This window comes from Stenotrophomonas koreensis (assembly GCF_001431525.1).
GTDB classification, from domain to species: domain Bacteria; phylum Pseudomonadota; class Gammaproteobacteria; order Xanthomonadales; family Xanthomonadaceae; genus Stenotrophomonas; species Stenotrophomonas koreensis.
The window spans coordinates 1-21,049 of record NZ_LDJH01000005.1 but is presented as its reverse complement, the minus strand read 5'-3'; the positions used below and the strand labels follow the sequence as shown (position 1 = coordinate 21,049).

The window sequence follows — 21,049 nt, the reverse complement described above, 5'->3', positions numbered from 1 at the left end:
ACACTGCCGATGACTGCCGCCCTCCTGCGAGCCCTGCTGTGCGCCCTGCTGCTTGGCCAGGCGGTCAACGCCAGTGCCAGCGGCCTGCCCTTCAAGCAACCGCGTGCCGGCCTGTATACCCATGGCCAACCGAGCACGGCGCAGCTGCAGCAGGCCGCCGCTGCCGGCATCACCACGCTGATCGACCTGCGTGCGGCCGGTGAGGATCGCGGCTTTGATGAGCTGGCCACGGCCGAGCGCCTGGGCCTGCGCTATGTGCGCCTGCCGATCGCCGACGGCCAGGCCCTGAACGCCGACAATGCCCGCGCCCTGCACCGGATCCTGCAGCAAAGCGATGGCCCGGTGCTGCTGCACTGCGCCTCGGCCAACCGCGCCGGTGGCCTGCTGGCACTGGCGGCAGCCAACCACGAAGGTGTCACCGCAACCGAGGCGCTGGCGCAAGGCAAGGCCGCCGGGCTGGGTTCGCTGGCACCGCGGGTACAGCAGCAGCTGGGCCTGCCCGCGGCCGAAGCCAGGACCGCGCCCACACCATGAGCGCACTGGCCCGGCTGCGTCCGGACAACTTCACCCTTGCCCTGCTCGGCACCGTGTTGCTGGCCTCGCTGCTGCCGGCCCGCGGCATTGCCGCGCAATGGCTGGATAGCGGTACCGACATCGCCATCGCCGTGCTGTTCTTCCTGCATGGCGCGCGCCTGCCACGCCAGGCCATCGTCGCCGGCCTGCTGCACTGGCGGCTGCACCTGCTGATCCTGGCCTGCACCTTCGTGCTCTACCCGCTACTGGGAGTACTCGCCCGCCCGCTGGCCAGCGCGGCGCTCACGCCCGAGCTGGCACTGGGCCTGCTGTTCCTGTGCGCCCTGCCCTCCACCGTGCAGTCCTCGATCGCCTTCACCTCGATGGCCGGCGGCAATGTCGCCGCCGCCGTCTGCAGCGCCTCGCTGTCCTCGCTGCTGGGCGTGTTCCTCACTCCTTGGCTGATGACCCTGCTGGCCGGCAGCAGCGGCGCGATGGCCGATCCACTGTCTGCCATCGCCAAGATCATGTTGCTGTTGCTGGCGCCGTTCGTGGCCGGTCACCTGCTGCGGCCATGGATCGGCGCGCGCGTGGATGCGCTCAAACCGCTGCTGCGCTACACCGACCAGAGCACCATCCTGCTGGTGGTCTATGCCGCCTTCGGTGCGGCCGTACTCGAAGGCCTGTGGACGGCCACGCCACTGCCGGCGCTGCTGCTTACTGCCGCGGCCTGCGCGCTGCTGCTGGCCATCGCCATGCCGCTGGTCTGGCTGATCGCCCGACGCAGCGGGTTTGCGCGCGCCGACCAGATCGCGGTGCTGTTCTGCGGTACCAAGAAGAGCCTGGCCACCGGCGTGCCGATCGCCAAGGTGCTGTTTGCCGGCGGCCCGCTCGGCGCCATCGTGCTGCCGGTGATGCTGTACCACCAGCTGCAGCTGATGGTCTGCGCCGTGGTTGCCACCCGGATGGGGAAGACCACCACCAGCGCTTGAACCGGCGCAACATCCAGGCAGTACATCGCGCCTTGAGGCACCTGCAGGTGGACGAGCCCGGCTTTGCAGGAGCGTCCCCGGCCACGACGATCGTGCGCAGAAGCTCTTGCAGATGCACAACGACTCCTGCAGGAGTGACAACGACCACCAACGGCGCGGTGCTCAAGGCGTCTGGTAGAGCGTGGCAATGCTCAGCTGCGGCAATTGCAGCACCAGGTCATATACCCGGTCCGGCCCGGATGAACGCATCAACGGCTGTGGCATCTGCGTGCGTGCCGGCAGTGCCTGGCAGCGGCTTTGCATGCAGCCCCAGAACTGGCCACTGGCCGCAGTGATGTTTACCGCAAAGGGCTCCAGATCCAGCAGCAAGCTGGTCATTGGTGCCAGCTGCAGCTCGGCCGGTGCCCAGGACGGGCGCGTGCGCATGGCATGCACATTGCCGGTGAGCACCAGCATCACCCCGGGCCGCTGTGCCGCCGCCGCACGCAGGTTGGCGGCCATGCGTGCATCGCGCCAGTGGTGGTCATGCGCATCGGATTCATCCTTGCCCACGTCATAGGCCAGCACCGCCACGGTCGCACCTTCGGTGCGCAGCGCGCGCACCGCCTCGACCAACTGGCGCATCTGCACGCTGCGACGGCCATCATGCTGGTCATTGCTTACCTGCCAGAACGGCGTAGCGGCCAATGCCTGCCAGTCCTGCTGCGTGCCTGCCGAAGCCAGATAGGCATCCAGCGCCGCCTGTTCGGTATGCGGCACCTCCAGCGCCAGCGTCACTGGCCCCAGCCCTGCGTAATGCTCCAGCAGCGTGGCGGTCAGTGCCGGAATTTCGCGCGTGCCATGCAGTTCGCCGAGCACGATCAGGCGTTGCTGGCCGGCATGGGCCGCAATCTGCCCCGCAGCCACGGCCAGTTGCGGGTCATCCACGCCCGCCAATGCCGAGGCTCCCTGCGCCCGGCCCGTCATCCCCACCAGCAACAGCAACAACAGCAGTGCCAATCGCTTCATGCCACGTCCTTGTCTGGAATTGATGCGCTTGATCTGGGCACCGTCCGGCCGGCTTTCAACTGTTTCGGCGATGGGAACAAACAACAACGGGACCTGGCGGTCCCGTTGTCAGATCCGCGTCGGCGTACCGGCTTACTGCCAGGGCAGCAGCCAGTGGTCGACCAGCAGGAAGGCGAACAGCGCCATCAGGTACAGGATCGAATAGCCGAAGGTCTTCATGTTGAACTGCTCATCCGGCGGGTTGAGCATCTTCCATGCGTACCACAGGAAAACGCTGTTGAGCACGATCGCGCCACCCAGGTAGAACAGCCCGCTCATGCCCACCACCGCCGGCAGGGTGGACACGATCACCAGCAGCACGGTGTAGATGAAAATCTGCTTGCGGGTATGCACCACGCCATGGGTCACCGGCAGCATCGGTACTTCGGCCTTGGCATAGTCGGCGCGGCGGAAGATCGCCAGCGCCCAGAAGTGCGGCGGGGTCCAGATGAAGATGATCGCCACCAGCAGGCTGGCATGCAGCCAGTCATCGGGCCCGGTCATGCCGGTGATCGCAGCCCAGCCCAGCAGTGGCGGGGTCGCCCCGGCCAGGCCACCGATGACGATGTTCTGCGAGGTCGCGCGCTTCAGGTACACGGTGTAGATCACCGCATAGCCGATCAACGAGGCGAACGTGAGCACGGCGGTGATCACATTGACCCAGACCACCAGCAGCAGCATCGAGACCGCGGTGAGGATGCCGGCAAACACCAGCACCTGGCGCGGGGTGACCTTGCCCACCACCAGCGGCCGCCACGAGGTGCGCGCCATCTGCGCATCGATGCGGGCATCGAGCAGCTGGTTGATCGCCGCTGCCGCCGCCGCCGACAGCCAGATGCCGACAAAGGCCACCACGCCGGTCAGCAACTGGGCCGCGCTCGGCAGCCCGGGAATGGCCAGGAACATGCCGACAAAGGCGGTGAACACGATCAGCGCGACCACCCGCGGCTTGGTCAGGTCCCAGTAATCCTTGATTCCGGCAGCCATCGCCTTACTCCGCCGGGCGCAGACGCGCCAGCAGCGAGAGCAGCACGAACAGCAGCGCCACCGCGCCACCGACATGGGCCACGGCCACGGCCAACGGCACGGCCAGCTTGACGTTGAGGATGCCCAGCGTGACCTGCACGGCCACCAGCAATGCCAGTGCGCTGCCCCAGCCGCGCAGGCCCGGCACCTGGAGCAGGCGCCAGGACAGCACCCACAGGTAGACCGCCAGCACCACCGCCACGATGCGATGGGCCATCTGGATCGCAATCCGTGAGGCGCCATCGAGGATGCCGCCTTCGTAATCCACGCCGATGCCACGCCACAGGGTGAAGCCTTCGGCATAGTCCTGCATCGGCCACCACTGGCCGACACACTTGGGGAAGTTGTCCACGCTCATCGAACTGCCGCCACAGGCCAGCGCGGCGTAGTTGGCACTGACCCAGCCACCCAGTGCGATCTGCGCCACCAGCAGCGCCAGGCCAACCCCCAGCCAGCGCTTGAGCGCAGCGGCCTGGGCCAGGATGATGGGCAGGTGCAGTGATTTCCAGGCCATCCACAACAGGCAGGAGAACAGGGTCATCCCGCCCAGCAGGTGGCCCATGACCACGATCGGCTTGAGCAGCCAGGTCACCGTCCACATGCCCAGCACCGCCTGGAACACGATCACCGCCAGGGTCAGTACCGCGGCACGCGCCAGGTCGGTGTTGGACCAGCGCCAGGCCGCCAGCAGCAGGATGGCCTCGCCGGCCAGCGCCAGCACGCTGGCCAGCACGTGCTGGCCGCTCATGTACAGCCCGATGGCCACCGCCACCAGCGCACATGCGCCGAGGATCTGCGCCGCGCCGCGGGCACGCCGACGGGCCGCCAGCAGCGCCAGGATCAGCACCTCGATGCCCAGCGCCGCGGCCAGGAAACGGTGTACCTGTTCCAGCCAGGCCTTGTGCGTTTCCAGCGGGCGGATCGCGATGGCCGGATGCTCGGCGGCCTCGGCATGGGTCTGCGGCCAGGTCACCTTGCCATAGCAGGTCGGCCAGTCCGGGCAGCTCAGGCCGGCATCGGACAGGCGGACAAAGGCCCCGAACAGGATGGTCGAGGCGGTCATGATCAGCGCAAACCACGCCAGACGATGGAAATTGCGGTGCAGCGCCGGGCGTGCGAGGGCAGTCATTGCAACGGACTCACTTCAGTTTCAACAGCTTGGCAAGGTCGGCACGCAACCCTGCCGGATCAAACCCCGGTGCATACCGGAGTACGACAAAGCCATTGGGATCAATTACATAAACCGGGATGCCGGCCGGGTCAGGCAGGCCCGGCAACGCCGAACGCAGCCCTTCGGAGCGGCCCATCGCCACATGCGTTGCCGAGGCGGCCAACGTATCGGGCATGGTTCCAAGCCATAGGAACTGCACATTATCGGCCGTATGCCCCAGCAGCTGCCAGACCTTGTGCAGATTGTGCGACAAATCGACGCAGGCGCGGTCGCACCCGGCCGGTACCGGGATCACCACCCGCCACAGCCGGCGTTCCGGCTCCCAGGCATAGGCGCGTCCATCCCGGTGCAGCGGGGGCTTGGCGCGGACATCAATGGCCGGGCTGTACAGCTGGCCATGCTGGCGGCTGGCCGCCGGCTGCCAGCCAGTACTGCGCAACAACAGGGCCAGTGCCGCCGAACCAAAGAACAGCCCGAACAGCAGCAGCAAGGCCAGCCGGCCCCGCCGGCGTGATCGATCCAACCGGACATCAGCAACCATCGACTACGGTCTCCACAAGGAACGCCGGCCCGCCCGGCCGGCAAGGCGACGCAGCGTCAGCACCAGTGCCAACAGCAACACACTGGCAGCCAGCGCGAACCACTGCACCGCATAGCCCAGATGCTTGTCCGGCGGCAGGGTATTGGGCAGCACGGCTTCGGGCAGCTGGTAGCCCGGATCCAGCACCGCATGCGGGCGCAGGATCTGCCGGCCCAGGTCTGCCGGCAGCGATGGCAGCAGCGGCTGCAGGCTGGCCTCCTCCAGCCGCGTGATCAACCAGCCCTGTCCGGGCAGCGGCTGCGCCGCGGACTGGCCCGCGCGCAGGCCGGCCGGGGGCGCCGGCAGCAGCACCCCGCGCAGGCAGTGCTGGCCGGCAAGCGGGTGTGCCTGCGGCAAATGCCGGTTGCCGTTCCAGCTGCGCCAGCCCTGTTCGACCAGCACCACCGCCCCGCTGTCGCTGCGCCAGGGCTGGAAACTGCGATGGCCGGCGCGGCCGCCATGCTGCTGGTTGTCCAGCACCAGTACCGGCGCCAGCCACTGACCACAATCACTGACTGCGGCAGCCACCGCGCCGCTGGCCAGCGCCGCTGCCAGCGGTTGCGCATCGGCGTGCATGGCCTGCTGGTAGGCATCGAGCAGGGCCTGTTTGTGCACGCGGCGTTCCAGCTGCCACAAGCCCAGCGCGGTCATTGCCGCCGCCACGACCAGCGCCAGCAGCCAGCCGGCAACCGGGCCGATGTGCTGGCGCGTCATGACAGCGCGCACAAAACGCGCTCAGATGGCAGCCACCCACCCGAACTGGCCCGTGAAATGAACGAATCGCTCAAGACCCTGCTGGTCATCGCCTTTCTGGCCGTCATTGTTTTCAATCTCGGAGCCGGCCTGTATTACCTGTTGGTGGACCGTGGCCAGAGCAAGCGCACGGTGCGTGCGTTGAGCTGGCGCGTGGGCGTGTCGGTGGCCCTGGTGGCGCTGCTGATGGTCGGCATCGCCACCGGCCTGATCCAGCCCCATGGTGTGGGTGGCTGAGCCGGCCCGGCCTCGCTCAGAGCACGTAGACGAACAAAAACAGCATCAACCAGACCACATCGACGAAGTGCCAGTACCAGGCGGCCGCTTCAAAGCCGAAATGATTATCGGCAGTGAAGTGGCCGCGTGCGGCGCGCAGCCACATCACGATCAGCATGATCGTGCCCAGCAGCACATGCGCGCCATGGAAACCGGTCAGCATGAAGAAGGTCGAGCCATAGATGCCCGAGCCCATGGTCAGGTTCAAGTCGCGGTAGGCGTGGACGTACTCCTCGGCCTGGAAGAACAAAAACACGCTGCCCAGCACGATGGTGGCGCCGAGCCAGAACAGCAGTTGGCCACGCCGGGCCGCCTTCAGCGCATGGTGGGCGATGGTCAGCGTCACCCCCGAGGCCAGCAGCAACAGCGTGTTGAACAGCGGCAGCCCCCAGGCCGGAATCGTGCCGAACTCCCCGCCCAGCGCGGCCGGGCCATTGCTCGGCCAGCCGGCCGAGTAGCCCTGCCACAGCAATTCGTTGGTCATCACCCCGTCGCCGGCACCGGACAGCCAGGGCAGGCTCAGCGAACGGGTGTAGAACAGGGCGCCGAAGAAGGCGGCAAAGAACATCACCTCGGAAAAGATGAACCAGACCATGCCCATCCGGAACGAGCCATCCACCTGGCGGTTGTAATGCCCGGCCTGGGATTCACGCACCACATCGGAAAACCACAGGAACAGCACCAGGATCAACAGGGCGATGCCGGCATAGAAGGTCGGCTGCCCCCAGGACAGTCCGTTGAGCCAGCTGGCCACCCCGATCATCAGCACAAACATCGCGATGGAGCCAAAGAACGGCCAGCGGCTCTTGGCCGGCACGTAGTACACAGATGCATCAGGGGTGGTGTTGGCCATGGTCAGCAGTCCTGTTCGCCGTGCTCAAGGGGCAGCATGTGCCGTGTTGGTGGTCGTGCCGGCAGCAAGCTGATCGGACAACGCATCATTGCGGAAGAAGGTGTAGGACAGGGTCAGGGTGTTGATGCCCGCAGGCAGGTCCGGGTCGACAATGAAGCGCACCGGCATCTGCCGGGTCTGCCCCGGCTCCAGGGTCTGGGCGGTGAAGCAGAAGCACTCGGTCTTGCTGAAATACCCCGAGGCCCGCGCTGGCGCCACCGAGGGCACCGCACTGCCGACCACGGTACGGTCACTGGTGTTCATGGCCATGTAACTGGCCTCGTACAGCTGCCCGGGTACCACCTCCATGGTCAGCTGTTCCGGGGTGAAAACCCAGGGCAGGCGTGAATTGACCCCGCCATCAAACTCGATGCGTACCGTGCGCTGGCCTGCAGCCGCCTGCGTGGTAGCGGCCGCTGCACCGCGTTCCAGACGGATGCCGAAGATTTTTTCACAGGCAATCCGGTAGGCCGGGACCAGCGAAAAGGTCAGCACGAACACGCCGATGGCTACCGCCGCCAGGCGCCCCAGCCCGGCAGTGGGCGCCGGGCGCGCCACGTTGCCGGCCTGCCCGGCATCGGCCTGCGGGGGCACAGAAGGGCGTTCCATCACAGCCCCCGCCAGGCAAACACGCCCGAGCCGATGAACAGCAGGTACACCAGCAGCGCGATCGCGGCCACCGTCCAGGCGGTACGCCGGACACGCCGCTGGCGCGCGCCGGCGGAGCCAGATTCAATGGGTGACATCGTCATGGGCCAGATCTCCCGGCTTGATCACAGGGGGTGTGGTGAAGGTATGTGCCGGTGCCGGCGAGGGCAGCGTCCACTCCAGTCCCTTGGCCCCTTCCCATGCGCGTGCTTCGGCCTTGGCACCAAAGCGCAGCGAATGCAGCAGGATCGCGGCCATCAGGAACGGGGTGGCGAACATGCCGAAGGCGCCAATCGAGCTGATCAGGTTCCAGTCGGCAAACACCACGTTGTAGTCCGGGATGCGGCGCGGCATGCCGGCCAGGCCGAGGAAGTGCTGCGGGAAGAACAGCAGGTTGACGAACACCACCGACCACCAGAAATGGAACTTGGCCCAGCCCTCGTGGTACATGCGGCCGGTGAACTTGGGCCACCAGTAATAGATCGCGCCGATCAGCGCGAACAGCGCACCGGTGACCAGCACATAGTGGAAGTGCGCAACAACGAAATAGGTGTCGTGGTACTGGAAGTCGGCCGGCACGATGGCCAGCATCAGGCCGGAGAAACCACCAATGGTGAACAGGATGACGAAGGCGATCGACCACAGCATCGGTGCTTCGAAGGTCAGCGAACCGCGCCACATCGTCGACACCCAGTTGAACACCTTCACCCCGGTGGGGATGGAGATCAGCATGGTGGCGAACATGAAGTAGATCTCGCCACCCAGCGGCATGCCCACGGTGAACATGTGGTGGGCCCAGACGATGAAGCTCAGAAAGGCGATCGCCGCGGTCGCGTAGACCATCGCCTGGTAGCCGAACAGCGGTTTGCGGCTGAAGGTGGGGATGATCTCCGACACCACGCCGAAGGCCGGCAGGATCATGATGTACACCTCCGGGTGGCCGAAGAACCAGAAGATGTGCTGGTACATCACCGGGTCGCCGCCACCGGCCGCGTTGAAGAAGGCGGTGCCGAAGAACTTGTCGGTCAGCAGCATGGTCACCGCACCGGCCAGCACCGGCATCACCGCGATCAGCAGGAAGGCGGTGATCAGCCAGGTCCAGCAGAAGATCGGCATCTTCAACAGGTCGATGCCCGGCGCGCGCATGTTGAGCACGGTGGCGATGATGTTGATCGCGCCCATGATCGAGCTGATGCCGGCCACGTGGATGGCGAAGATGGTGAAGGCCACGTTGTAGCCACCCTGCAGCGACAGCGGCGGGTACAGCGTCCAGCCACCGGCCGGTGCACCGCCGGGCAGGAACAGGGTCAGCAGCAGCATCGAAAAGGCCACCGGCAGCAGCCAGAACGACCAGTTGTTCATCCGCGGCAGGGCCATGTCCGGCGCGCCGATCTGCAGCGGGATCATCCAGTTGGCCAGGCCGACGAAGGCCGGCATCACCCCGCCGAAGATCATCACCAGCGCGTGCACGGTGGTCATCTGGTTGAAGAATTCCGGGCTGACATGCTGCAGCCCCGGCTGCATCAGCTCCAGCCGCATCACCACGCTCATTGCCGCGCCGATGATGAACATCACAAAGGAGAACAGCAGGTAGAGCGTGCCGATGTCCTTGTGGTTGGTGGAAAAGAACCAGCGCTCGATGAAACCGGGCTGGTGGTGGTGTTCCGCGTGTCCGGCTGCCGAATGGGCCATGCAACTGCACCTCGATTCAAACGGTTGTCGGCGGCCGCAGTGCGGCCGCGAGGGATCACACCTGTGCGTTTGCTGCCTGTCCCGGCTGCTGCGCTACCGGCTGCGCTTCCACCGGCGCCCCGGCCTCTGCCGGCACCGGCTCAGCTGCCGCCGGAGCGTCAGCCGGCGGGCTGGCCTCGGCCTTGCGTTGCGCCAGCCAGGCGGCGAACTCGGCCTTGGGCAATGCCTCGACCACGATCGGCATGAAGCCATGGTCCTTGCCACACAGCTCGGCACACTGGCCGCGGTAGATGCCGGGCTTTTCGATCAGGGTCCAACCTTCATTGATGATTCCCGGGATCGCATCCTGCTTCCAGCCCAGCGCCGGCACCCACCAGGAATGGATCACATCATCGGAGGTGATGACAAAGCGGACCTTGGTATCCACCGGCAGCACCAGACGGTTGTCCACCTCCAGCAGGTAGTGCGGATGGGTCGCCGGGTCCGGGCGCTGGCCGCTCTGGCGCAGGCGGTCCGACTCGCGGTCCAGACGGCTGAAGAAACGCACGTCCTGGCCCAGGTAATCGTATTCCCACATCCACTGGTAACCGGTGACCTTGACCGTCATCTCGGCATTGCGGGTGTCATACATCGCAATCAGCTTGCTGGTGGCCGGAATGGCCATCACCACCAGGATGATCACCGGGATCACGGTCCACAGGATTTCAGCCGTGGTGTTGTGGCTGAACGTCGCCGCGACCGCACCCTTGGACTTGCGGAAGGCAAAGATCGCGTAGGCCATCGCGGCAAACACCAAAAAGCCGATCACCACGCACACCCACAGCGCCACCATGTGCGCCTCCCACGCAAGCCGCGCGGTCTGGGTAACGCCCTTGCCCATGTTGAGCTGCCAACGCACCGGATCGGCCGACTGCGCCTGTGCCGCGGCCGTTGCCAACAGCGCCATTGCGCCACTCCCCCAACGCGGTACTGCCACCCACCTGCTGCTTGGTTTCATGCCTGGACCCTTGACGTCATCGGTTGCAGCCAACGCAGGCTGCGAGCAAGCGATCAAGCGCCGGAAGCGATGGTGGCCAGGACATCGACCTGACACCACTACCGGTTGCCACACAATCATTGCGGCAGGCCAGTCCGGCAACCGCCGGAGCCAACCTGTGGAACTTGCAGCGTCAACGCATCCAGCAACAGCCTGCGTCCGTGGGGGGGACGCCGCATGGCAACTGCCGCACGCCGCGCCCGGATCACCCGGGCCATCGATCACGCTACAGCCGCATTCATGCCGCGGACAGCGTCCCGATGGTAGCTGCGCCCTCACAGCGCGGCAACCGCGCAAACGGCACTTTCGATGTTGCAGCGCACCGCAGGAAAGGCGCTGGAGTGCGCCGGCTCCAGCCAGCTGCGTGCCGGAATCAGCACAAATCAAATCCCCCTCTTCCCAGCGTTGTGGCAACGCCTATATTTGCCAGCCAGCACGCATGCCCCGGCACCGTCTGGCGCCGTCGATAGCGCCTGCGGCAAGGGCATACAGACAAAACACAGAGACTACGCATGAGCCAGTCGACGCTTACTTCCCCCTTGCCCGGCAGCCGCCCGGCACTGCGCCAGACCATCACCGATGGCTGGCTGCGTGACGAAACCAGCTGCGTCAAGAGCCTGCTCGGACAGGCCCGCCTGCCCGATGACCAGCAACAACAGGTGCAGCTCATCGCTGCCGATCTCGTCGGCCGTGTGCGTGCGCGCGCCAAGGACCAGGGCGCGATCGAGGCCTTCATGCGCCAGTACGACCTCGGCAGCGAGGAGGGCGTGCTGCTGATGTGCGTGGCCGAAGCCCTGCTGCGCATCCCCGACCAGGAAACCGCCGACAAGCTGATCCGCGACAAGCTCGGCGATGCCGACTGGGCCCGCCACCTCGGCGGCAGCGATTCGCTGCTGGTCAATGCCTCCACCTGGGGCCTGATGCTGACCGGCAAGCTGGTGTCGATCAACGATGCCACCCGTGCCGACCCGCCGGGCGCGTTCAAGCGCCTGGTCGCGCGCATGGGCGAGCCGGTGATCCGCCTGGCCACCCGCCAGGCGATGAAGATCATGGGCCACCAGTTCGTGATGGGGCGCACCATTGACGAGGCGCTGGCGCGTTCGCACAAGGGCGACAACGCCAACTACCGCTATTCCTTCGACATGCTTGGCGAAGGTGCGCTGACCATGCGTGATGCGCAGCGCTACCTGGAAGACTACAAGCGCGCCATCCACACCATCGGCCGCGACAACCAGGCCCATGGCGGCGGCGAAGGCGGCGATGTCACCACCGCCCACGGCATCTCGATCAAGCTCTCGGCGCTGTACCCGCGCTATGAGCACGCCAAGCGCGAGCGCGTGCTGCGCGACCTGGTCCCGGCGGTGCTGGAACTGGCCCAGCTGGCCAGGAGCTACGGCATCGGCTGCACCGTCGATGCCGAGGAATGCGACCGCCTGGAGCTGTCGCTGGACATCATCGAGGCCGTGGTCAGCGATCCGTCGCTGGCGGGCTGGGAAGGCTTCGGCATCGTGGTGCAGGCCTACCAGAAGCGCACCCCGTACACGATCGACTACCTGGCCGACCTGGCCCGCCGCATCGGCCACAAGCTGCAGGTGCGCCTGGTCAAGGGCGCCTACTGGGATGCGGAGATCAAACGCGCCCAGGTCGAAGGCCTGGCCGACTACCCGGTATTCACCCGCAAGCAGAACACCGACGTGTCCTACCTGGCCTGCGCCAGGCGCCTGTTCGGCCATGCGGACGCGATCTACCCGATGTTCGCCACCCACAACGCGCACACCATCGCCGCGATCAAGGTGATTGCGCAGGGGCGTACCTACGAGCACCAGAAGCTGCACGGCATGGGCGATGACCTGTATGCCGAGGTGATTCCGGCCGATCGTCTGGACGTGCCCTGCCGCGTCTACGCCCCGGTCGGCTCGCACGAGGACCTGCTGCCTTACCTGGTGCGCCGCCTGCTCGAGAACGGCGCCAATTCCAGCTTCGTCAACCGCGTCACCGATGAGTCGGTGGCCATTGACGAGCTGATCCGCGACCCGGTCGCTGCGGTCGAGTCCTTCGACAGCATCCGCCATCCCCGTATCCCGCTGCCGCGCGAGCTGCTGCGCAGCCAGAACCATGACAGGACCAATTCGATGGGCATCAACCTTGCCGATGACAATGCACTGAAGGCGCTGGCTGCCGAACTGGACCAGCACACCGGCCCGTGGCAGGCCACCGCGCTGGTCCCGGGCGCACAGCCCACCGGCACCGCGGTGACGGTGACCAACCCGGCCGACCGTCGCCAGAAGGTCGGCAGCTGGACCCCGGCCGATGCGGCCACCGTCGAGCGCGCCCTGGCCAATGCCGTCGCTGCCCAGCCGGGCTGGAATGCCACCCCGGCCGCCGATCGCGCCGCGATCCTGGAAAAGGCCGCCGGGCTGCTGGAGGCGCAGACCGCCAAGTACATGGCCCTGTGCACCGCCGAAGCCGGCAAGAGCCTGGCCGACGGCATTGCCGAAGTGCGCGAGGCGGTGGACTTCCTGCGCTATTACGCGATGCAGGCACGCGAGAAGTTCGCCGATGTCACCCTGCCCGGCCCGACCGGTGAATCCAACGTGCTGCAGCTGCACGGCCGCGGCGTGTTCGTCTGCATCAGCCCGTGGAACTTCCCGCTGGCCATCTTCCTGGGCCAGGTCGCTGCCGCGCTGGCGGCCGGCAACAGCGTGATCGCCAAGCCGGCCGAGCAGACCACCCTGATCGGCTTTGAAGCGGTCAAGCTGCTGCACGAGGCCGGCATCCCGGCTGCGGTGCTGCAGTACCTGCCCGGTGACGGCGCCACCGTCGGTGCCGCGCTCACTGCCGATCCGCGCGTGGCCGGGGTGGCCTTCACCGGCTCGACCGAAACCGCGCGGGCGATCAACCGCGCCATGGCCGCGCGCGATGCCGCCATCGGCGTGCTGATCGCCGAGACCGGTGGCCAGAACGCGCTGATCGCCGACTCCTCGGCGCTGCCGGAGCAGCTGGTCAAGGACGCCATCGGTTCGGCCTTCACCTCGGCCGGCCAGCGCTGCTCGGCCGCCCGCGTGCTGTTCGTGCAGGAGGACATCGCCGACAAGGTGATGACCATGCTCGCCGGTGCGATGGCCGAACTGCAGGTCGGCAATCCGGCCCTGCTGTCCACCGATGTCGGCCCGGTGATCGATGCCGAGGCACTGGCCGTGCTGGAGGCGCATGCCAAGCGCATGGATGCCGAGGCCCGGCTGATCGCCGCCGCGCCGCTGGATGCCGACACCGCCGCCAACGGCTGCTTCTTCGCCCCGCGGGCCTACGAGCTGCGGACGCTGGACCAGCTGCAGCGCGAGGTCTTCGGCCCGGTCCTGCACCTGATCCGCTTCAAGGGATCCGAACTGCAGGACGTGATCGAGCAGATCAACGCCACCGGCTACGGCCTGACCCTGGGCGTGCATTCGCGCGTGGATTCGACCATTGCCCAGATCACCAACGGCATCAACGTCGGTAACGTCTACGTCAACCGCAACCAGATCGGTGCGGTGGTCGGCGTGCAGCCATTCGGTGGCCAGGGCCTGTCCGGCACCGGCCCCAAGGCCGGCGGCCCGCACTACCTGCTGCGCTTTGCCACCGAGAAGACCGTCACCGTCAACACCACCGCGGCCGGCGGCAACGCCTCGCTGATGACCCTGGGCGACTGATTCCCCCGCCCATGCGTTTGCCCAACGCCCCGCCCTGTGCGGGGCGTCTTTTTTGCCCTCAAGCCCCCAGCACGCTACAGGCACGGGCCAGCCGTTGCGCCAGCGGGCCTTCCAGCAGGGTCCACGGCAACCGCCGCCGGGTCAGCTCCTGCACGTACCAGGCGTGCTGACGGGCACGGAAACCCGCGTCCTGCCGGGTACCGTCCTGGACGAAGACAAAATCCGGCGCACACAGCAACAGATGCGCATAGCGGCGCTGCGCCGCTCGCCGCCGCAGCCCCGATGTGCTGGCCGCAAACAGCCAGCCGGCATACCCCAGGGTGGTCAGCGCCGTGGTGTCGCACACCAGCCAGCGCCCACCGTCTGCGGCCAGGGTGTCCTCACGCTGCTGCTGTACGCGGGCAATCTGCTGCAGATCGGCCATGTCCAGGCGGCCACCGCGTTGCTCCCAGAGCTCCCGTCCGTACTCGGGGACCCAGCTGCAGCCCAGGCGTTGGGCCAGGGCCGCCGCCAGCGTGGTCTTGCCGCTGGACTCACCGCCCAGGACCGCGACCCGGCAGACAAGATCAGCCCGCACCTCCGGCGCCAGCCAATGCGGTGCCAGCGTCGGGTCGGCGCGGATGGCACTGGCACTGATCGGGTAGCGCCGTCGCTGACGGTCAACCTCCACCGCGGTGACGGCCTTGCCGGTATGCGCCGCCAGGCGGGCGGCCAGCGGCGCGCCATAGGCTTCGCTGGAGAACACCGCATCCAGCGCAAGCCCGAGCAGGTCCGCGCACAGCCAGGCCGTGAATGCCTGTTGCTCCTGATCACTGGCAGTGTTGGCGGGCAGCCGGCGTGGCGCTTGCCCGCGCTGCCGGCACAGCCGTTCCAGCCGGCGCTCATCCAGCACCACGCTCAGCAACCCGGGAAAACGCTGGCGCAGCCAGCGCTGCCGGCGACGGGCATAACAGCCGGCAAGTTCGGGAACGCTCCAGCTCAGCAGCAGCACCTGCCGGCACTGCTGGCGGGCGTGTTCAATCAGATATTCATGGCCATGATGCAATGGGCTGAACTTGCCAACCACCAGGCCCAGGCGGAAACGCGGCCTGTCATCCACCTCCGCCACCTGCCGCTGCCGGCCGGGCATCGGCCTGCATCAAGCGGCGCCAGTGCCACAGCGCCACCCAGGCGTTGATCCAGAAGATGGCATACAGCACGGCGGTCAGGTGCAGGCCGCGGCTGGCGTACAACGGCACCGCGATGGTGTTGACCAACAGCCAGAATGCCCACGATTCCAGCTTGCGCCGCATCATCAACAACTGTGCCACGACGCTGAAAACGAGCACCGCCGAATCGACATACGGCAGCCAGGCATCGGTCAACCGATGCAGCATCGCCCCGTAGCCCAGGCTGCCCAGCAGCGCCAGCGGCGGCAGCGCCCACAGCAGGCGACGGTCCAGCCGGGTGATCGGCAACGGCGCGCCGTGATCCCCCCGCCGCCACTGCCACCAGCCAAAGCCACTGATCACGATGAAGAACAGCTGCAGCACCACGTCCGCATACAACTGGTTGCGATGGAACAGCAGGCCAAACAGGCTGCAGCCCACCATCCCCAGCCACCAGGTATGGATGTTGTTACGCCCGGCCAACAGGATGGAAGCGGCCACGGTGAGGTTGGCTGCCAGCTCGAGCTGAAAGGCAGGGTTGTCGAAAATCTCGCCAACAAACGCAAGGGACATCAGGCACAGGCTCCGTGCAAAACGATCCGTTCAAGCGTAGCGACGCACGCGCTGGAGAGCATGCCGCCCATCCTCAAAAGCAAGGCCCCGCAATCGCGGGGCCTTGTCACAAGCATCAGCCCGAAGCGGGATCAGAACTTGTAGTTGATCGAGGCAGCCAGGATGTCGCCGCCGACATCGTACTTGCCCTGCAGCACGTTGCCGGTGGCAGCGGTGACGTTGATTGCCGGTTCGTTGGTGAACAGGTGGGTGTAGCCGACGTTGAACTCCATGTTCTCCGACGGCTTCCAGCCCACGCCCAGCGACAGCCACTTGCGGGTCACGTCCGGCACGCGCACGTCACGGTGCTCGTAGCTGGTCGGGCTTTCGTCATAGGCAACGCCACCGCGCAGGGTCACGCTGTCGCTGTACTTGTACTCAGCGCCGATCGAACCAAAAACAGTGTCGTCGTAGCTGAAGTTCAGCACGTTGTCCGGCTGGTTGGAGGCGAAGTCGACGGTGACCGAGTCGAACGCGCTCTTCCATGCGGTGCGGCTCAGGTCACCCATCACCGTCCAGCGGTCGTTGACGCGGTGGGTGACACTGACCGTGGCCGAAGCCGGCAGGGTCACCGTGGCCTTGCCACTGGAAGCAACAAAGATGCCACGGGCATCGGTCTGCAGCGCCGCAGCCGCCAGTGCCGGGACATCAAAGGTGGCCTTGCCGCCGGTGATCTTGTGCTCGACCTTGGAGCGGTAGCTGAAGGCAATGTTGGTGTCTTCGCTCGGGCTCAGGGTGGTGCCCAGGGTGTAACCGAAAGCGTTGTTGTCGCCTTCCACGGTGGCAAAACCATCAGCGCTGCCCGGGAACAGGCCCAGCTGGGCGCTGGCGCCATTGCTGGCAGCATAGGCGATGGTGCCGAAATCAACCGCGTTGCTGATTTCGATGGTCAGGTGCTCGACGAACACCGAGGCGCCGAAAGACACGTACGGGTTGACGTCGTAGGAGAAAGCAGCGCCGAGGTCGATCGCCTTCAGGTCGGTGGTCACGCCGTGGTAGCGGCCGACCCAGTCACGCTCGTATTCGGTCTTGAAGCCGAACGGCACCGACAGCGACATGCCGAAATGCATGTCATCGTTGATCGGGGTGTAGAAATAAGCAGCCGGAACCGGCGCAATCATGCCCGCATCGCCACCGTTGCCGCCGCTGATCGGCGCACCGCTCGGCTGGGTGCCACGGAACTTTTCAAAATCAGCCGAGAAGCTGATCACGCTCAGATCGGCCTGGAACTGGCGGCCATCGAGCAGGCGCATCGAAGCCGGGTTGGTACCGACCACCGAAGCATCACCCCAGGCACTGGTGGAACCGGCAAAAGCGCGGCCCAGGCCCTTGGCACTGTTTTCCTTGAGCTGGAAGGCTGCAGCCTGGGCCTGGCCAACGGCCAGTGCGCCGACGATGCCAACGGCCAGTGCGGTGTAACGAGCAAGAGTAGAAGCAGTGGACATTTTGCGTTGTTCTCCGGAAATTCGGTGGATATAGCGTTGGTGCGTCTGCCTGCCAGGTAACCCTGACAGGCGCCGGAGACCCCTCCCGGACATACGACGCCGTATGCAGTATAACCACAGTGTTTAACTTGACACTAACGGCACTGCAACATTTTAGACACGCCTCATCCGGGCGGCCAGAGGCCTTTGGACCGATTGCCAGGACGCTAAAAACCCGCTCCCGCACAAGCGCTGGCGCGCCGCGAACGGGATCACCGGGTCATTCCAGCGAGGGCGGGTGGATTCACTCGCCATCCGTGCCGGGAACCGACGACTTGAGCGCCGCCAGCGCCTGCTGGACAGGCTCATCACCGGGCAGGAAGTCACCACTCTGCACCTGGGCCAGCTCTTCCTCGCCCAGCAGGTGCCCCGCCAATCCCGCTTCGCGATACTCGCCGGCAGCAATCGGCTCGCCTTCGGGCTTGAGCACGATGTCCGGCGCAATTCCCACGGCCTGGATGGAACGACCACTGGGGGTGTAGTAACGGGCAGTGGTCAGCTTGATCGAATCGCCATTGTCCAGCGGCAGCACACTCTGCACCGAGCCCTTGCCGAAGGTACGGCTGCCAATCACCTTGGCGCGCTGGTTATCGGCCAGTGCGGCGGCCAACACCTCCGAGGCGCTGGCCGAACCGGCATCGACCAGAACCATCACTGCGGTGTTCTCCAGCAACTGGCCCGGGGTAGCCTGGAACTGCGAATCGCTGCTGCTCAGGCGACCGCGCGTACTGACAATCGTCCCCTGCTCAAGCAGCTCGTCGGCCACCTGGACAGCGGCAGTCAACAGGCCGCCCGGATTGCTGCGCAGGTCCAGCACCAGGCCGTGCAGCGGCTGGCTTTCCGCCTGTGCGGCCAACGCCCTGGCGTGCTGGGCAAAATCGGTGGCGGTGTCGGCCTGGAAGGTGCTGATGCGGATATAGCCGTAGCCGGGTTCGAGCATCCGGCTGCGCACACTGCTGAGGCGGATGGTCTGCCGCTGCACGACAATTTCCAACGGCTTGCTCTGGCCCTCGCGACGCACACTCAAGGTGACGCTGGAACCCGCCGGGCCGCGCAGCGGTTCGGGATCGGTAATGGCTGCCATCGGCTTGCCTTCCACGGCAATGATCAGATCGCCCGGCTGAATCCCTGCCAGTGCCGCCGGGCTGCCATCAATCGGGGCGATCACCCGCAGCACCTTGTCTTTCAGGGTCTGCACTTCCACCCCAATACCTTCATAGGCGCCGCGGGATTGTTCCTCGAACAGCTGTGCCTGCTCGGCATCCAGGTAACTGCTGTGCGGGTCAAGCTCAAGCAGCAGGCCGCGGATGGCCGACTGCATCAATTGCGCATCGGCCACCGGCTCGACATAGGCAGCGCGCACTGCATTGAACACGGTGACATAACGACGGATTTCATCCAGCGGTACCTGCTGTGAAACCACCACCGGATCCGGAGCTGCCGTCTGTTGCGCAAATGCCGGGCTGATTCCAGCCAGCAACAGACAGGACACCAAGATTCGATGATCCAAACGCATGTACCACTCCTTGATCAACCAGGCGACATCAGCTCAAGCGACGATTATGCGCCATGCCTGGCATCACTGCGGCTCAGCGCCGCAGCCACGTCGTCGGATCAACCGGTCGTCCATTGCGCCGCAGCTCGAAATACAGCGCATTGCGCCCTTGCCCACCGGAGTTGCCCACGCGCGCAATCTGCTCACCACGCGCAACGCGGCTGCCGACATCACGCAACAGGCTTTCGTTATGGGCGTACAGACTCATGTAGCCATCGCCATGGTCGATGATCAGGATCATTCCGTAGCCGGTCATCCAGTCTGAGTAAACCACCTTGCCTGCAGCCACAGCGGTCACCGGCGCCCCGGCTGCCGCCTCGATCAGGATGCCCGAGGCAGGCCTTCCATCAGACTGGCGTGCACCAAAACGGGTCACCAGGGTGCCCGACAACGGCCAAGCACCACCGCCTACACGAACGCTGCTGGCCGCGGGCTGGGAGGCGCGTGCAGACTGCGCTCGACTGCCGCTGCTGCGGGTAGCAGCACTGGCACTGTTGCGGCTGGCCTGCTGCCGTTGAGCCGATGCCGCACGGGCAGCCTGGCTGCGCAGGTTGGCAAGCACCGTTTCCAGCGAGCGCACATCCCGTGCCAGCGCGGTCTCGCGGCTTTTCTTTTCCGCGTGCTGCGCATTGAGGCGTGCTACGGCCTGTCGTTGGCTTTGACGCTCCCTGGCAAGCTGGCTGGTGAGCAGGCGGTGTTGTTCCCGCTGTTCAAGCAGACGGGCCTGCAGCTGCCCGGCCTGCAGCTCAAGCGCCTTGACCTGGGCCAGGTCGGCATTGATCTTGTCCAGCAATTCAATACGCTGCTGCTGCAGATAGCGCTGATAGGCCAGAACCCGTTGGCTGTCTGCCAGCTGATCCTGCGACAGCAGCAGCTTCAATGCCGAATGGTTGCCTTGGCGCTGGCTATCACGCAGCAGGCTGGCCAACTTGCCTCGTTGGGCTTGAATGGCAGCCTGCAAGCTGGCGCCCTGCTGCCGTGCCTGCGCCAACTGCTCCTCCTGCTTGCTCAATGCCTGCTCAACTTCGGCCAGTTGACGGCTGGAACGCGCCACGTTGGCATCGGCTTGCCGCAGCTGGGCATTGGCTGCCTGCAACGCTTGCTCCGCATCGCGCCGTTCGGCCGCCGTCTGTCGCAGTTGCTCGCGCGTCTGCTGTAACCGACGCTCGGTATTGGCCGCATTCTGTGCCCATGCACTGCCAATGCCTGCCCACATCAGCAGCACTACCAGCACAAGGCTGGCACGATGCGTGGAGAAAAACCTGGGCATTGACGACAGCGGCACTGTATCCACTCAGCAGCAAGGCGCGACTGGCGATTGTAACCAGCCGGCAGAGCAAGAAGCACAACCGGCCAGATCTGCACACAGCCAAGCCGCATCAGAGCGGGGCGAACCATGTGACCGTAACGTCCAGCCAACCGATGCCCCCTGCGCCAAAGAAAAATTCGGCCGTGGACCGGACTGTCAGCAGGTTTTGAAGCCCCCAAGACAAAACCCCCGGCCTTGGCCGGGGGTTTTGATTGAGGAACTGGCGATGACCTACTCTCGCACCGCTTAGGCGGCACTACCATCGGCGCGGCTGCGTTTCACTTGTCGAGTTCGGGATGGGATCGGGTGGTTCCACAACGCTGTGATCGCCAGAAAACGGTGTCTGCCGGCGCAAGGCGCACAGGACAGCGAATCTGGATGCCACTGCAATCAAAGCGATTGCGGGGCTTGCATAAAAAGAAAACCCCGCTGAGTTATCAGCGGGGTTTTCGGGGTAAAGACCCTGGCGATGACCTACTCTCGCACCGCTTAGGCGGCACTACCATCGGCGCAGCTGCGTTTCACTTCCGAGTTCGGGATGGGATCGGGTGGTTCCACAGCGCTAATTTCACCAGGGAGACGGTTGGAGCGTCGCCGGCTTTTCATTTCGGATAATGAGGGATTGC

19 protein-coding genes and 2 rRNA genes are annotated in these 21,049 nt (G+C 65.8%); 4 read left to right on the top strand and 17 right to left on the bottom strand.

All coding sequences use genetic code 11. The features are described 5' to 3' along the window. Positions 1 to 9: 9 nt before the first annotated feature. Together ABB25_RS01655 and ABB25_RS01650 are read left to right on the top strand one after the other, a co-directional pair. Positions 10 to 534, top strand: a complete 525-nt coding sequence (locus ABB25_RS01655; protein WP_057662828.1) for a protein tyrosine phosphatase family protein — start codon at positions 10 to 12, stop codon at positions 532 to 534. Further along, positions 531 to 1,505, top strand: coding sequence for a bile acid:sodium symporter family protein (locus ABB25_RS01650; RefSeq protein WP_057662814.1), 975 nt, complete (start codon positions 531 to 533; stop codon positions 1,503 to 1,505). Before ABB25_RS01655 ends, ABB25_RS01650 begins: the two co-directional genes overlap by 4 nt. Before the next feature lie 162 nt (positions 1,506 to 1,667). Here ABB25_RS01650 and ABB25_RS01645 read toward each other — a convergent pair whose 3' ends face one another. The 5 genes from ABB25_RS01645 to ABB25_RS01625 form a co-directional block, all read right to left on the bottom strand. Further along, the gene (locus ABB25_RS01645) at positions 1,668 to 2,513 is read right to left on the bottom strand and encodes a hypothetical protein (RefSeq protein WP_057662810.1); all 846 of its coding nucleotides are present in this window, start codon (positions 2,511 to 2,513) and stop codon (positions 1,668 to 1,670) included. Between the two features lie 132 nt (positions 2,514 to 2,645). Then, on the bottom strand, positions 2,646 to 3,539 hold the full coding sequence (gene cyoE, locus ABB25_RS01640; RefSeq protein WP_057662807.1) for a heme o synthase: 894 nt from the start codon (positions 3,537 to 3,539) through the stop codon (positions 2,646 to 2,648). Positions 3,540 to 3,543: 4 nt separating this feature from the next. Next, positions 3,544 to 4,707: a COX15/CtaA family protein gene (locus ABB25_RS01635; RefSeq protein ID WP_057662805.1), complete on the bottom strand. Its 1,164-nt coding sequence runs from the start codon at positions 4,705 to 4,707 to the stop codon at positions 3,544 to 3,546. A gap of 10 nt (positions 4,708 to 4,717) precedes the next feature. Further along, on the bottom strand, positions 4,718 to 5,290 hold the full coding sequence (locus tag ABB25_RS01630) for a hypothetical protein (RefSeq protein WP_057662802.1): 573 nt from the start codon (positions 5,288 to 5,290) through the stop codon (positions 4,718 to 4,720). A gap of 3 nt (positions 5,291 to 5,293) precedes the next feature. Then, positions 5,294 to 6,043: an SURF1 family protein gene (locus ABB25_RS01625; RefSeq protein ID WP_057662798.1), complete on the bottom strand. Its 750-nt coding sequence runs from the start codon at positions 6,041 to 6,043 to the stop codon at positions 5,294 to 5,296. Positions 6,044 to 6,100: 57 nt separating this feature from the next. On the opposite strand from ABB25_RS01625, the gene ABB25_RS01620 reads away from it, so the two are divergent. Continuing rightward, positions 6,101 to 6,319 carry a twin transmembrane helix small protein gene (locus tag ABB25_RS01620; protein ID WP_057662796.1) on the top strand — a complete coding sequence of 73 codons (219 nt, stop codon included), beginning with the start codon at positions 6,101 to 6,103 and terminating at the stop codon, positions 6,317 to 6,319. A gap of 16 nt (positions 6,320 to 6,335) precedes the next feature. Here ABB25_RS01620 and ABB25_RS01615 read toward each other — a convergent pair whose 3' ends face one another. The 5 genes from ABB25_RS01615 to coxB are packed head-to-tail and all read right to left on the bottom strand — an operon-like array spanning position 6,336 to position 10,587. After that, positions 6,336 to 7,211, bottom strand: coding sequence for a cytochrome c oxidase subunit 3 (locus ABB25_RS01615; protein WP_057662792.1), 876 nt, complete (start codon positions 7,209 to 7,211; stop codon positions 6,336 to 6,338). A gap of 24 nt (positions 7,212 to 7,235) precedes the next feature. After that, entirely contained in the window at positions 7,236 to 7,859 is a 624-nt protein-coding gene (locus ABB25_RS01610; protein ID WP_057662790.1) for a cytochrome c oxidase assembly protein, read from the bottom strand. Next, complete coding sequence (locus ABB25_RS14730; RefSeq protein WP_160319396.1) at positions 7,859 to 8,002, bottom strand: hypothetical protein; 144 nt, start codon at positions 8,000 to 8,002, stop codon at positions 7,859 to 7,861. Before ABB25_RS14730 ends, ABB25_RS01610 begins: the two co-directional genes overlap by 1 nt. Continuing rightward, a complete protein-coding gene (gene ctaD, locus ABB25_RS01605) occupies positions 7,983 to 9,590 on the bottom strand; it encodes a cytochrome c oxidase subunit I (protein WP_057662788.1) in 1,608 nt (535 codons plus the stop codon). The genes ABB25_RS14730 and ctaD overlap by 20 nt, the downstream gene beginning before the upstream one ends. Before the next feature lie 55 nt (positions 9,591 to 9,645). Next, the gene (coxB, locus tag ABB25_RS01600; RefSeq protein ID WP_057662786.1) at positions 9,646 to 10,587 is read right to left on the bottom strand and encodes a cytochrome c oxidase subunit II; all 942 of its coding nucleotides are present in this window, start codon (positions 10,585 to 10,587) and stop codon (positions 9,646 to 9,648) included. A 551-nt stretch (positions 10,588 to 11,138) separates the two neighbouring features. Between coxB and putA the strand changes: the two genes are divergently transcribed. Continuing rightward, positions 11,139 to 14,315, top strand: a complete 3,177-nt coding sequence (gene putA, locus ABB25_RS01595) for a bifunctional proline dehydrogenase/L-glutamate gamma-semialdehyde dehydrogenase PutA (protein ID WP_057662785.1) — start codon at positions 11,139 to 11,141, stop codon at positions 14,313 to 14,315. A 58-nt stretch (positions 14,316 to 14,373) separates the two neighbouring features. Here putA and ABB25_RS01590 read toward each other — a convergent pair whose 3' ends face one another. The 7 genes from ABB25_RS01590 to rrf (ABB25_RS01560) form a co-directional block, all read right to left on the bottom strand. Further along, entirely contained in the window at positions 14,374 to 15,414 is a 1,041-nt protein-coding gene (locus ABB25_RS01590) for an AAA family ATPase (protein ID WP_244477730.1), read from the bottom strand. Next, a complete protein-coding gene (gene pnuC / locus ABB25_RS01585) occupies positions 15,407 to 16,036 on the bottom strand; it encodes a nicotinamide riboside transporter PnuC (RefSeq protein WP_057662781.1) in 630 nt (209 codons plus the stop codon). Before pnuC ends, ABB25_RS01590 begins: the two co-directional genes overlap by 8 nt. Before the next feature lie 131 nt (positions 16,037 to 16,167). Then, positions 16,168 to 17,520, bottom strand: a complete 1,353-nt coding sequence (locus tag ABB25_RS01580; protein ID WP_057662778.1) for an outer membrane protein transport protein — start codon at positions 17,518 to 17,520, stop codon at positions 16,168 to 16,170. Between the two features lie 283 nt (positions 17,521 to 17,803). Next, positions 17,804 to 19,075 carry a S41 family peptidase gene (locus tag ABB25_RS01575; protein WP_083488060.1) on the bottom strand — a complete coding sequence of 424 codons (1,272 nt, stop codon included), beginning with the start codon at positions 19,073 to 19,075 and terminating at the stop codon, positions 17,804 to 17,806. Positions 19,076 to 19,148: 73 nt separating this feature from the next. Then, entirely contained in the window at positions 19,149 to 20,330 is a 1,182-nt protein-coding gene (locus ABB25_RS01570) for a murein hydrolase activator EnvC family protein (protein ID WP_160319395.1), read from the bottom strand. Positions 20,331 to 20,641: 311 nt separating this feature from the next. Further along, positions 20,642 to 20,757: ribosomal RNA gene (rrf, locus tag ABB25_RS01565) — 5S ribosomal RNA — on the bottom strand. A gap of 127 nt (positions 20,758 to 20,884) precedes the next feature. Beyond that, positions 20,885 to 20,999: ribosomal RNA gene (rrf, locus tag ABB25_RS01560) — 5S ribosomal RNA — on the bottom strand. Positions 21,000 to 21,049: the final 50 nt, after the last annotated feature.